At 55.8% G+C, this 12,427-nt stretch carries 12 protein-coding genes and 2 tRNA genes; 2 read left to right on the top strand and 12 right to left on the bottom strand.

The genetic code is table 11. The features are described from left to right. Positions 1–22 precede the first annotated feature (22 nt). Positions 23–505, top strand: a complete 483-nt coding sequence (locus tag USH94_RS08000; RefSeq protein WP_111964474.1) for a zinc ribbon-containing protein — start codon at positions 23–25, stop codon at positions 503–505. A 63-nt stretch (positions 506–568) separates the two neighbouring features. On the opposite strand, the gene rihA is transcribed toward USH94_RS08000, so the two are convergent. The 10 genes from rihA to miaB form a co-directional block, all read right to left on the bottom strand. Continuing rightward, positions 569–1,507: a pyrimidine-specific ribonucleoside hydrolase RihA gene (gene rihA / locus USH94_RS07995; protein ID WP_111964392.1), complete on the bottom strand. Its 939-nt coding sequence runs from the start codon at positions 1,505–1,507 to the stop codon at positions 569–571. Positions 1,508–1,627: 120 nt separating this feature from the next. Continuing rightward, positions 1,628–2,353, bottom strand: coding sequence for an amino acid ABC transporter ATP-binding protein (locus USH94_RS07990; protein WP_014883001.1), 726 nt, complete (start codon positions 2,351–2,353; stop codon positions 1,628–1,630). Then, positions 2,353–3,027, bottom strand: coding sequence for a glutamate/aspartate ABC transporter permease GltK (gene gltK, locus USH94_RS07985; protein WP_111964391.1), 675 nt, complete (start codon positions 3,025–3,027; stop codon positions 2,353–2,355). The genes USH94_RS07990 and gltK overlap by 1 nt, the downstream gene beginning before the upstream one ends. Beyond that, the gene (gene gltJ, locus USH94_RS07980; RefSeq protein WP_008501048.1) at positions 3,027–3,767 is read right to left on the bottom strand and encodes a glutamate/aspartate ABC transporter permease GltJ; all 741 of its coding nucleotides are present in this window, start codon (positions 3,765–3,767) and stop codon (positions 3,027–3,029) included. Before gltJ ends, gltK begins: the two co-directional genes overlap by 1 nt. Before the next feature lie 155 nt (positions 3,768–3,922). Further along, positions 3,923–4,828, bottom strand: coding sequence for an amino acid ABC transporter substrate-binding protein (locus USH94_RS07975; protein ID WP_008501049.1), 906 nt, complete (start codon positions 4,826–4,828; stop codon positions 3,923–3,925). 353 nt (positions 4,829–5,181) lie between these two features. After that, on the bottom strand, positions 5,182–6,720 hold the full coding sequence (gene lnt, locus USH94_RS07970; RefSeq protein WP_111964389.1) for an apolipoprotein N-acyltransferase: 1,539 nt from the start codon (positions 6,718–6,720) through the stop codon (positions 5,182–5,184). Positions 6,721–6,725: 5 nt separating this feature from the next. Continuing rightward, a complete protein-coding gene (corC, locus tag USH94_RS07965; RefSeq protein WP_021242574.1) occupies positions 6,726–7,604 on the bottom strand; it encodes a CNNM family magnesium/cobalt transport protein CorC in 879 nt (292 codons plus the stop codon). Positions 7,605–7,693: 89 nt separating this feature from the next. Then, entirely contained in the window at positions 7,694–8,161 is a 468-nt protein-coding gene (gene ybeY / locus USH94_RS07960) for an rRNA maturation RNase YbeY (RefSeq protein ID WP_111964388.1), read from the bottom strand. Then, positions 8,158–9,204: a PhoH family protein gene (locus tag USH94_RS07955; RefSeq protein ID WP_008501053.1), complete on the bottom strand. Its 1,047-nt coding sequence runs from the start codon at positions 9,202–9,204 to the stop codon at positions 8,158–8,160. Before USH94_RS07955 ends, ybeY begins: the two co-directional genes overlap by 4 nt. A gap of 163 nt (positions 9,205–9,367) precedes the next feature. Next, a complete protein-coding gene (miaB, locus tag USH94_RS07950) occupies positions 9,368–10,792 on the bottom strand; it encodes a tRNA (N6-isopentenyl adenosine(37)-C2)-methylthiotransferase MiaB (protein WP_111964387.1) in 1,425 nt (474 codons plus the stop codon). Between the two features lie 135 nt (positions 10,793–10,927). Here miaB and ubiF point away from each other — a divergent pair, with 135 nt between their 5' ends. Beyond that, the gene (gene ubiF, locus USH94_RS07945; RefSeq protein WP_111964386.1) at positions 10,928–12,103 is read left to right on the top strand and encodes a 3-demethoxyubiquinol 3-hydroxylase; all 1,176 of its coding nucleotides are present in this window, start codon (positions 10,928–10,930) and stop codon (positions 12,101–12,103) included. A gap of 98 nt (positions 12,104–12,201) precedes the next feature. Here ubiF and USH94_RS07940 read toward each other — a convergent pair. Together USH94_RS07940 and USH94_RS07935 are read right to left on the bottom strand one after the other, a co-directional pair. Further along, positions 12,202–12,276 (bottom strand) — tRNA-Gln (locus USH94_RS07940). Positions 12,277–12,312: 36 nt separating this feature from the next. Then, positions 12,313–12,387 (bottom strand) — tRNA-Gln (locus USH94_RS07935). Between the last annotated feature and the right edge of the window lie 40 nt (positions 12,388–12,427).

Raw genomic sequence — 12,427 nt, 5'->3', positions numbered from 1 at the left:
TACTTACCCGGGAGGCAAAATGATGAACAAGGTTGCTCAATTTTACCGCGAACTGGTGGCGACACTGACGGAACGGCTGCGTAACGGCGAGCGCGATATCGATGCGCTGGTGGAGCAGGCGCGTGCCCGCGTGTCGCAAACGGGTGAGTTAACGCGAACCGAAGTGGAAGAGGTGACGCGTGCCGTGCGTCGCGATCTGGAGGAGTTCGCGCGCAGCTACCAGGAGAGCCAGGAGGAGGTCACGGACAGCGTTTTCATGCGGGTGATCAAAGAGAGCCTGTGGCAAGAGCTGGCCGACATCACGGATAAAACGCAGCTGGAATGGCGCGAGGTCTTTCAGGATTTGAACCACCACGGTGTGTACCACAGCGGTGAGGTGGTCGGGCTGGGAAATCTGGTGTGCGAGAATTGCCACCACCATATTGCGGTCTATACGCCGGACGTGCTGCCGCTGTGTCCGAAATGCGGCCACGATCAGTTCCAGCGTCGGCCGTTTGAGCCCTAAGTAAAGCGCAGGTTTGCGCCCTCTCCCTGTGGGAGAGGGCCGGGGTGAGGGCATCAGGCCGCACTACGCACTATAGTAAGCCAGCCTCTCCGCCAGCAAATCCACAAACGCCTCCCGGTCAATATCCACCATCACCGTAGTATTCGGCTTATTTCCCGTCAGCGAGTAGTAGTCCACCACCGTCATGCCCTGGGTGTATTTCCCCTGCGTTTCGACGCCAACCCATCTGTGAACCGTAGTAAACATCTCCGGTTTTAACAGCCAGGCAATGGTGCACGGATCGTGCAGCGGCGCGCCGTGGAAGCCCCACTTCTCGGCTTTGTGATACTCCATAAAGAAGTCGAGCAGCTCAGCCACGGTTGTCGCGACCGGATTACCCACGGCACGGAAGCGCTCAATGTCGTCTGCCATAATCTGTGCGCGATGGGTCACGTCCAGCCCTGCCATCACAACTGGCAAGCCTGACTGGAACACAATCTCCGCCGCTTCCGGGTCGACAAAAATGTTGAATTCTGCGGACGGCGTCCAGTTTCCCAGCCCCATGGCTCCGCCCATGATGACGATACGGGCGATTTTACCGTGCAGTTCAGGATGGCAGTTCAGCAGCAGCGCGACGTTGGTTTGCGGTCCCGTTGCCACCAGCGTGACGGGCTCCGCGCTCTCGCGCAGCACCTTCGCCATCAGCTCCACGGCGGTACAGTTTTGCGGCGTAAAGCCCGGCTCCGGCAGTGCCGGACCGTCCAGCCCGCTTTCACCATGCACGTTATCCGCGATAATTAATTCACGCATCAGGGGCTTGAGGGCGCCACCGGCGACGGGAATATCGGTGCGCCCAAGCAGCGTCAGCATGCGCAAAACGTTACGCAAGGTTTTAACCGGCGTCTGGTTTCCGGCGGAAGAAGTGACGGCTTTGACGTCGAGTTCGGGGGAGGCAAGTGCAAGAACGAGCGCGATCGCGTCATCATGACCCGGATCGCAATCGAAAATGATGGGTTGTGCCATAGCGTTCTCCATTCATAGCGTTATTTTGTGACAAGGTTAACGCTGCAATGTGACGCCGAATAGATAAAGAGAGTTAAAGCGTGAAGCAGTGCGCAATCCGCAGATTGCGCACCGGGAAGATTAGTGCAGGATTTTGGCGAGGAAATCTTTCGCACGTTCAGATTTCGGGTTGGCGAAGAACTCCTCTTTCGGAGAATCTTCGACAATTTTCCCTTCGTCCATAAAGATCACGCGGTTGGCCACCTTACGGGCGAAGCCCATTTCGTGGGTCACAACCATCATGGTCATCCCTTCGTGCGCCAGCTCGACCATCACGTCCAGCACTTCGTTGATCATCTCTGGATCGAGCGCCGACGTGGGCTCATCAAACAGCATAGCCACCGGATCCATGCACAGCGCGCGGGCGATCGCCACACGCTGCTGTTGGCCGCCGGAGAGCTGCGCCGGGAACTTATCGGCATGCGCCGAGAGCCCAACGCGTTCCAGGAGCTTAAGGCCTTTCTCGCGCGACGCTTTTTTATCACGCTTAAGCACTTTCACCTGAGCCAGAGTCAGGTTCTCAATAATGGAGAGGTGTGGGAACAGCTCAAAATGCTGGAACACCATGCCAACGTGAGAGCGAAGCTGGGCGAGATTGGTTTTCTTGTCGTTGACTTTGGTGCCGTTGACGACGATCTCACCCTGCTGGACCGGCTCCAGTCCGTTAACGGTTTTGATCAGCGTCGATTTACCGGAACCGGACGGCCCGCACACCACTACCACGTCACCTTTTTTTACCTCGGTGGAGCAGTCGGTCAGCACCTGAAAGTGCCCATACCATTTAGAAACATTTTTCAGGGAAATCATTATACCGTCCTTTTCTTCAGCCAGCTGACCAACAGCGACGCGCTTAAACTAATCACAAAATAGACCGCACCCGCAAAGAGCACCATCTCAACCTGCGTACCATCACGTTCGCCGATGGTTGACGCGGTACGGAAAAAGTCTGCCAGGCTCAGCACGTAGACCAGCGAGGTATCCTGGAACAACACGATACCTTGGGTAAGCAGGAGCGGAACCATGGCGCGAAACGCCTGCGGCAGAATAATGAGCTGCATGGACTGCCAGTGCGTCATCCCCAGGGCCAGCGCGGCGCTGGATTGCCCACGGGAGATACTCTGAATGCCCGCTCGGATAATCTCAGAGTAGTAAGCGGCCTCAAACATTGAGAACGCCACCATGGCGGAGATCAGACGGATATCGGTTTTCGGCGACAGCCCCAGCACGTTTTGCAGGAAGCCGGGCACGATCAGGTAAAACCACAGCAGCACCATTACCAGCGGGATGGAGCGGAACACGTTAACGTAGGCGGTCGCAAACCATGCGAGCGGCTTAAAGCTCGACAGGCGCATGACGGCCAGCAGGGTGCCCCAGACGATACCGACGATGATGGCAATGACGGTGATTTTTAAGGTAATCATCAGTCCATCAAGCAGGTAAGGCATGGATGGAACGACAGAACTCCAGTCAAATTCGTACATTATTTGCCCCCCATGTTGCCCGGCAGGCGAATTTTGCGTTCAACCAGGTTCATCACCAGCATGATGAAAGCGTTAATCAGAACATACGCGAGCGTGATCGCGGTGAAGGATTCCCACGCGTGAGCGGAGTAATCCAGCAGTTTGCCCGCCTGCGCGGCCATATCGACCAGGCCGATAGTCGAGGCGATGGCCGAGTTTTTCACCAGGTTCATCATCTCTGAGGTCATCGGTGGAACGATAACGCGGTAGGCGTTTGGCAGCAGCACGTAGCGGTAGGTTTGGGGCAGCGTCAGGCCCATCGCCAGGCCCGCATTTTTTTGTCCGCGCGGCAATGACTGAATGGCGGCACGCACCTGCTCGCAAACGCGCGCAGCGGTAAACAGCCCCAGACACATCATGGAGGAGACAAAGAACTGCACGTTCGGATCCAGTTCCGACTTGAACCACATGCCAATATTTTCCGGCAGCAGTTCCGGGATAACCAGATACCAGGTAAAGAATTGCACGATCAGCGGAACGTTACGGAACAGTTCCACATACAGGGTGCCAAGTGTTGAAAGAAAGCGGTTAGGGACGGTGCGCAGAATACCGAACAAAGAACCGACAAGAAACGCGATAATCCACGCCGTTATCGATAATGCCACGGTGACCTGAAAGCCGCTCCACAGCCAGCCAAGATAGGTGGTGTTGCCGAACGGGGCTTGTTGCAGGAATATGCCCCAGTTCCAGTCGATTGACATAATAAACTCCAGAAAAAAAAGGGTAGCAGCGCTACCCTCGAAGATTGGTGAGAAGCTCATTTTTCGCGCTGAGTGGGGAACGACCACTCAACGTATAGTCTGTCCATGCTTCCCGACAATCGAGAGGGCAGGAGATCCCGCCCCTGTTGTTCTAATTAGTTAAGAGCCTTGTCATTTGGAGATTTGAACAGCGCTTTCATGTCGTCAGACAGTTCAAAATTCATGTTCAGGTTTTTCGGTGGAATCGGGTTCTTGAACCATTTGTCGAACCATTTTTCCGCTTCGCCGGAGGTCTGCACCTGAGCGATGGTGTCATCGATCAGCTTTTTAAACTGCGGATCGTCTTTACGCAGCATACAGCCGTAGGCTTCTTTCGACTGCGCGGTACCGACGATATCCCAGTTGTCTGGTTTTTTCGCTTTCGCACGCTCGCCCGCCAGCAGGGCGTCATCCATCATAAACGCGACGGCACGACCGCTTTCCAGGGTACGGAAGGAGTCGCCATGGTCTTTCGCGCTGATGATGCGCATGTCCATTTTCTTCTCGTCGTTCAGCTTGTGGAGCAGCACTTCTGACGTGGTACCGGAGGTCACGACAACCGCTTTACCTTTCAGGTCAGCGAAGTCTTTGATCTCACCGCCTTTCTTCGTCAGCAGGCGGGTACCCACGACAAAGATGGTGTCAGAGAAAGCAGCCTGTTTCTGACGCTCCAGGTTGTTAGTGGTGGAGCCACACTCGAAGTCAAAGGTGCCGTTTTGCAGCAGTGGAATACGGTTCTGTGAAGTGATTGGGATCAGCTTCACCTGCAGGTCAGGTTTGTTCAGCTTTTTCTTCACGGCTTCAACGATGGCGTTGGAGTAATCCTGTGAATAGCCCACGACTTTTTGCGTGTTGTCGTAGTAAGAGAACGGGACAGAAGATTCACGGTGGCCGACCACGATAACGCCGTTTTTGGCAATCTTGTCGAGAGTACTGCCTGCTGCAGGCGCATCTTCAGCGTGAACCACGCCTGCAGACATTCCCATAACCAGCATTGCTGTGGCCAGTTTACGTAATTGCATACCCAACTCCTTTTTATCAGCGCCAGTGACGCATTGATACCCATTGTGATGTTGTTATATCTCGCGCAATGCGAGTGCAGTGTTATGCAAGCTTGTTAACATTTAGTCTGGCTTAATGTAAAGATTTTGCTGCGTTATTGTTTATTTTTGCGAAGCGCGCCGCACCATTCAGAGGCAAATATCTCCCGTTGCACCGTTATGGTGCTAAAGGTGATCTACGCTGGTGCGACAAAGTTGCACGTTAAGCCAAACTGCGTTTACCTGAATAAACAAAGCAATAGGCGTGCCAGTTTTAAGATTTGGAAGGGATTGCCGGGTAAGGCGTAGCCGCCACCCGGCAACAGAAGGGAAGGTTATTTACGACGCTGGCGCAGGCTCATCAGCACCGCGCCAAAGCCGAATAGCGCGGTCAGGATCCACAGCGGCCAGTTGCCGGTGCGCGCATATGGCGTCAGGCCTGTGGTTGGCGTGACATTCGTGGTCAGCACCTCTCGGGTAAACTGCGGGATCATCGCCTGGATTTCACCCTGCGGACCAATCACAGCGGTGATGCCGTTGTTGGTGCTGCGCAGCAGCGGACGCGCCAGCTCCAGAGAGCGCATACGTGCCATCTGGAAGTGCTGCCACGGGCCGATAGACTTACCAAACCAGGCATCGTTGGAGATGGTCAGCAGATAGTCTGTATCAGGGCGGAAGTTATCGCGCACCTGCTCGCCGAGGATGATTTCGTAGCAGATAGCCGCCGTCAGGGCTGCGCCGTGCGCGTGCAGCTGAGGCTGTACGTACGGGCCGCGGCTGAAGGAGGACATCGGCAGGTCGAAGAACGGGGCCAGCGGGCGCAGAATCGACTCCAGCGGGACAAATTCACCGAACGGCACCAGATGGTTCTTGTTGTACCGGTCACTGGAGTGGTAGCTGTATTCGCTGTCTTTTCCGAGCGTAATGATGGTGTTGTAGGTGTCGTAGCGGTTCTGCTGATTCAGACGCGCATCGACAATCCCGGTGATTAGCGTGCTGCCACGAGAGAGCAGCAGGTCGTTCATCATGTTGAGGAACGGCTGCTGATTGATTTCCAGATCGGGAATGGCAGACTCCGGCCAGATAATCAGCTGCGATTTACCCATCACCTCTTCGGTGGCGTTGGCGTAGATCTTCAGCGTGTTCAGCAGCTCTTTCTCGTCCCACTTCATGGACTGCGGGATATTCCCCTGCACCATGGAAACCTGCATGGCGCGCGCGGGCTCAGGCGTGAACCACTGGATATAGCGCAGCGGGAAGGGAAGGGCGAACAGCACCAGCGCCATAACCAGCGGCTTCCAGCCGCGCGTGACCAGCGTCAGGACCAGCAGGCCGCTCACCACCATCAGCAGGAAGTTGATGGCCTCAACGCCCATTACCGGCGCCAGGCCTTTAAGCGGGCCGTCAATCTGACTGTAGCCGAACTGCAGCCACGGGAAGCCGGTCAGCACCCAGCCGCGCAGGAATTCCGTGATTTGCCAGACCACCGGTGCGGCAATGGCGACGCGCAGCCAGCTGGTTTTGGGCCACAGGCGAGAAAGGATGCCGGCGAACAGACCGGTATAGAGCGAGAGATACGCGGCGAGCAGTACCACCAGGAAGACGTTAACCGGGCCCGGCATACCGCCAAACTGGGCGATGCTGACGTAGACCCAGTTAATACCTGAGCCAAACAGCCCCAGTCCCCAGAAGTAGCCAATAGCGGCAGCCTGTACCGGACGACGATGCAGGGTCAGACCCTGAAGCCCCATCAGGGAGAGTATGGCCGCAGGCCAGATGTCGTAAGGAGAAAAAGCCAGCGTACCGCTGGCTCCGAGTAACAGCGCCAGCAGCAAACGGACGCGCTGGCGTTCAAGCAATGGGGCAAATGCCATTTACATTAATCTTCCAGTTTTGGCACCGGTGAGTCGTCCGGCGTTCTGACGTGAACCTGTATAATACGTCGGCTGTCGGCCATGGCTACTTTGAACTGGTAACCGTCGATGTCAACGGTCTCACCGCGCGCCGGGAGATGACCAAAGGCCTGCATCACCAGCCCGCCAATGGTATCGACCTCTTCATCGCTGAAGTGGGTCCCGAAGGCGTCGTTGAAGTCCTCAATGGAGGCCAGCGCGCGCACGGTCCAGGTGTGGCGGCTGAGCTGACGGAAGTCGATATCCTCTTCTTCGTCGTACTCGTCTTCGATTTCGCCCACGATCAGCTCAAGAATATCCTCGATCGTGACCAGACCGGAGACGCCACCAAATTCATCAATAACAATCGCCATGTGGTAACGCTGAGAGCGAAACTCTTTCAGCATCCGATCCACACGTTTACTTTCCGGCACAACCACGGCCTGGCGTAACACTTTTTCCATGCTGAAGGCTTCGGCATCGCTGCGCATAAACGGCAGCAGATCTTTCGCCATCAAAATCCCTTCGATGTGATCTTTATCTTCGCTGATGACCGGGAAACGCGAGTGGGCGGATTCGATGATCACATCGAGGCACTCGTCCAGGGTCTGGTTACGTTTCAGGGTGATCATCTGCGAGCGGGGGATCATGATATCGCGAACGCGCTGGTCGGCGATGTCCATAACCCCTTCGAGCATTTCGCGCGTATCTTCATCGATAAGGTCGTTCTGCCCGGAATCACGAATCAGCTCCAGCAGTTCATCACGGTTTTTGGGTTCGCCGTGGAAAAGCTGGTTCAGAATGAGGGAGAAAAATCCCTTTTTACTGGTTGTCGTGTCGCTACTGTGTGAATTGTCGTCGCTCATGGCGTTTGTTAAGGGTTCTCTTGTTAGTTCAACGTTTACCGCCACGCGATATCCTTTCGTGGCGGCAGGGGAGTCAGTCAGGTGACGGACTATTCTTTCTCGGCAATGTACGGATCCTCATAGCCCAGAGCAAGCATTATCTCTGTCTCGAGGGACTCCATCTCTTCCGCTTCGTCATCTTCAATGTGATCGTAGCCGAGCAGATGCAGGCTGCCGTGTACAACCATATGCGCCCAGTGGGACTCAAGTGGCTTTTGCTGCTCTTTGGCTTCCTGTTCAACCACCTGACGGCAGATGATCAGATCGCCCAGCAGCGGCATCTCAATGCCCGGCGGCGCTTCGAACGGGAAAGAGAGCACGTTGGTCGGCTTATCTTTCCCGCGATAGGTCAGGTTAAGCTCATGGCTTTCTGCTTCATCCACCAGGCGAATCGTAACTTCTGATTCTTCCTGAAACTGAGGAATAACGGCATCCAGCCATTTCTGAAACTGTGCCTCATCTGGCATGCCGGAATTGTCTTCACAGGCCAGCTGTAAATCGAGGATCACCTGACTCATTTCTGTTCTTGCTCCTGCGCTTCGCGCTTACGTTCTGCGGCCAGTTCGGCCTTACGCTTCTGATCCGCCTCTTCCCAGGCTTCATAGGCGTTTACGATACGCGCGACCACCGGGTGGCGTACCACGTCTTCACTGTGGAAGAAGTTAAAGCTGATTTCGTCGACCTCGGCCAGCACCTCGATGGCGTGGCGCAGGCCGGATTTGGTGCTGCGCGGCAGGTCGATCTGGGTGACGTCGCCGGTGATGACCGCTTTCGAGTTAAAGCCGATACGCGTCAGGAACATCTTCATCTGTTCGATGGTGGTGTTCTGGCTCTCATCGAGAATGATGAACGCATCGTTCAGCGTACGGCCGCGCATGTAGGCGAGCGGGGCAACTTCGATAACGTTACGCTCAATCAGCTTCTCGACCTTCTCAAAGCCCAGCATTTCGAACAGCGCATCGTATAAAGGACGCAGATACGGGTCGACCTTCTGGCTCAGATCGCCCGGCAGGAAGCCCAGCTTTTCGCCCGCTTCAACGGCCGGACGGGTCAGCAGAATTCGACGGATCTCCTGGCGTTCCAGCGCATCGACCGCCGCGGCAACGGCCAGATAGGTTTTACCCGTGCCCGCCGGACCCACCCCGAAGGTGATGTCGTGGTCGAGGATATTGGCGATGTACTGTGCCTGGTTTGGCGTACGCGGCTTAATGACGCCACGTTTCGTCTTGATATTAATTGCCTTACCGTAGTCCGGCACGCTTTCCGCGCTTTGCTCAAGCACGCGCGCCTCTTTAATAGCGAGGTGAATTTGTTCCGGTTCGATATCTTGAATTTCGCCGCGCATCGGGGAGGTATCGACATACAGGCTACGCAGAATGTCCGCAGCGGCATTGACGCAGATAGGGCGTCCGGTAAGTTTGAAATGATTATCGCGACGATTGATTTCGATACCCAGACGTCGCTCCAGTTGTTTGATGTTGTCATCAAACGGCCCGCACAGGCTCAGCAGGCGAGCGTTGTCTGCTGGCTCAAGGCTAATTTCACGCGTATCTATGTTCAAACTGTTCCTCTTTGATTGGTTAACTGACCCGCTGCCACACGGCGCAATAAAACGGTCATTACCGAAATTATTCACGCCACAGAATAAAGGCGCAAGCGTTGCGGAAGATATTGGGGACGATGAGAGGAAATACAAGGCCTGCCGGAAGGGCAGGCCAGAAGGATTATGGCTGGTAAATCCCAACGCCAGAATCGTTTTCTTTGCGAGTACGAGAGATGACGGATTCCGGTGACTCGGCAATACGCAGGCCCATTTCGTCCTCGGTGCGGACCACTTTCGCGCGCAGCGAGTTGGTCAGCACTTCGATAATTTCGACGTCCACGAATTTACCGATCATATCCGGAGTGCCTTCAAAGTTCACCACGCGGTTGTTTTCAGTACGACCGGACAGCTCCATAATGCTCTTACGGGAAGTGCCTTCCACCAGAATGCGCTGAACGGTGCCGAGCATGCGGCGGCTCCAGGCGTTGGCCTGCTGGTTAATACGCTCCTGCAGAATATACAGACGCTGCTTTTTCTCTTCTTCCGGCACATCGTCAACCATATCGGCCGCCGGTGTCCCGGGACGCGCAGAGAAGATGAAGCTGTAGCTGACGTCAAAATTCACTTCGCCGATGAGCTTCATGGTGCGCTCGAAGTCATCAGCGGTTTCGCCAGGGAAGCCGACGATAAAGTCAGAGCTAATCTGGATATCCGGACGCGCTTCACGCAGCTTGCGAATGGTGGACTTATATTCCAGCACCGTATGCGGGCGGCCCATCAGGTTCAGCACGCGGTCAGAGCCGCACTGAATCGGCAGGTGCAGGAAGCTCACCAGCTCTGGCGTATCGCGATAGACGTCAATGATGTCATCGGTAAACTCCATCGGATGGCTGGTGGTAAAGCGAATGCGGTCGATGCCGTCAATCGCGGCCACCAGGCGCAGCAGCTCAGCAAAGCTGCCGGTGGTACCGTCGTAGTTTTCCCCGCGCCAGGCGTTAACGTTCTGGCCCAGCAGGTTAACTTCGCGAACGCCCTGCGCGGCAAGCTGTGCGATTTCAAACAGAATATCGTCTGCCGGACGGCTGACTTCTTCACCACGGGTGTAAGGCACCACGCAGTACGTGCAGTATTTGTTGCAGCCCTCCATGATGGAGACGAAGGCGGTTGGGCCATCGGCTCGCGGCTCTGGCAGACGGTCGAATTTTTCGATTTCCGGGAAGCTGACGTCAACGACCGGGCTACGGTTGCCGCGAACCTGATTGATCATCTCCGGCAGGCGGTGCAGGGTCTGAGGACCAAAGACAATATCCACATACGGGGCTCTCTGGCGGATCAGCTTGCCTTCCTGCGACGCGACGCAGCCGCCCACCCCGATGATCAGGTCCGGATTTTTTCGTTTGAGAAGTTTCCAGCGCCCTAATACGTGAAAGACTTTTTCCTGCGCTTTTTCACGAATCGAACAGGTGTTCAGCAGCAGCACGTCCGCTTCTTTCGCATTTTCAGTCAGCTGGTATCCGTGGGTGGTATCCAGCAGATCGGCCATCTTGGATGAATCGTATTCGTTCATCTGACAGCCCCAGGTTTTTATATGGAGTTTTTTAGTCATCGACTTGCTCAGCTCAGGATTGCAAGCCGCGTATTGTAATGCTTTGGTGGGGTTGTGACCAGTATGAAGGTTGTGTGTCTCAGGACCGCAAAAATCCGGTAAACTTAAGGGATTCTCCAATAAGGAAAATTGACCATGACACTCCTACACACCGAAGTTGCCGTTGTCGGCGGCGGTATGGTCGGCGGCGCGCTGGCGCTGGGGCTGGCGAAGCAGGGATTTGAGGTAACGATAATTGAACAGGCTGCTCCGCCGGCCTTCGATCCCGCCAGCAAACCGGATGTGCGCATATCCGCGATCAGCGCGGCGTCGGTCGATCTGCTGCGCGGGCTGGGCGTCTGGGAGGCGGTGCTGGAAATGCGCGCGCACCCCTATAGCCGTCTTGAAACCTGGGAGTGGGAAAATGCCCACGTCGCGTTTGATGCCGCTGAGCTGAAGCTGCCGCGCCTGGGCTATATGGTGGAAAACAACGTGCTCCAGCGGGCGCTCTGGCAGTCGCTGGAGGCGCATCCGCAGGTGACGCTGCGCGTGCCTGCGTCGCTTAAGGCGCTGCATCCTCACGAGAGTGGGTATTTACTGACGCTCGACAACGGCGATGAGCTGGCCGTGAAGCTGGTCATTGGGGCGGACGGTGCTAACTCGCAGGTTAGACAGATGGCGGGAATTGGGATTCATGCCTGGCAGTATGAGCAGTCCTGCATGCTGATTACCGTCGAGTGCGAGAATGCACCGGGCGAGAGTACCTGGCAGCACTTTACCCCGAATGGCCCGCACGCCTTTTTACCGCTGTTCGATAACTGGGGATCGCTGGTGTGGTACGACAAACCGGCGCGCATTCGCCAGCTGCAGGGGCTTTCAATGGAGCAATTGCAGCGGGAAATCCGCCTGCACTTCCCGAGCCGTCTGGGCAACGTCACGCCGGTCGCTGCCGGGGCGTTCCCCCTCACGCGACGTCACGCTTTGCAGTATGCCCGTGAAGGGCTGGCGCTGGTGGGCGATGCGGCACACACCATTCATCCGCTGGCCGGGCAGGGTGTCAACCTGGGGTATCGTGATGTCGATGCGTTACTGGATGTGCTGGGCAGTGCCCGCGGACACGCGGAAAACTGGGCCAGCCATCAGGTCCTGAAGCGTTATCAGACGCGACGCATGGCGGATAACTTTATCATGCAGTCGGGGATGGATCTGTTCTATGCCGGGTTCAGCAATGATTTAGCCCCGGTGCGCATTCTGCGTAATCTTGGATTGATGGCAGCGGAGCGTGCCGGTGGTCTGAAGCGTCAGGCGCTGAAATACGCCCTGGGACTTTAATATTGATGCCCTCTCCCCGTGGGAGAGGGCATCAGGCTACTCGATTCTGAACAACAAAAACAAAAAAGCCCGCAGAGCGGGCTTTTTTGTTACTTAAGTGGCTGGGGTGCAGGGATTCGAACCCCGGAATGCTGGTATCAGAAACCAGAGCCTTACCGCTTGGCGACACCCCAATTGCGTTAAACAAACTGCTTAACGACTTTTTAAATTGGCTGGGGTACGAGGATTCGAACCTCGGAATGCCGGAATCAGAATCCGGTGCCTTACCGCTTGGCGATACCCCAACAATTTGTTTTGATTACCGAAAAATCGACAATCTTAATT

The sequence above is a fragment of the Enterobacter sp. 148H3 genome (assembly GCF_034107425.1).
Lineage (GTDB): Bacteria > Pseudomonadota > Gammaproteobacteria > Enterobacterales > Enterobacteriaceae > Enterobacter > Enterobacter vonholyi.
Note: the sequence above shows the minus strand (reverse complement) of the source record. Positions and strands in the feature narration are given on the sequence as shown.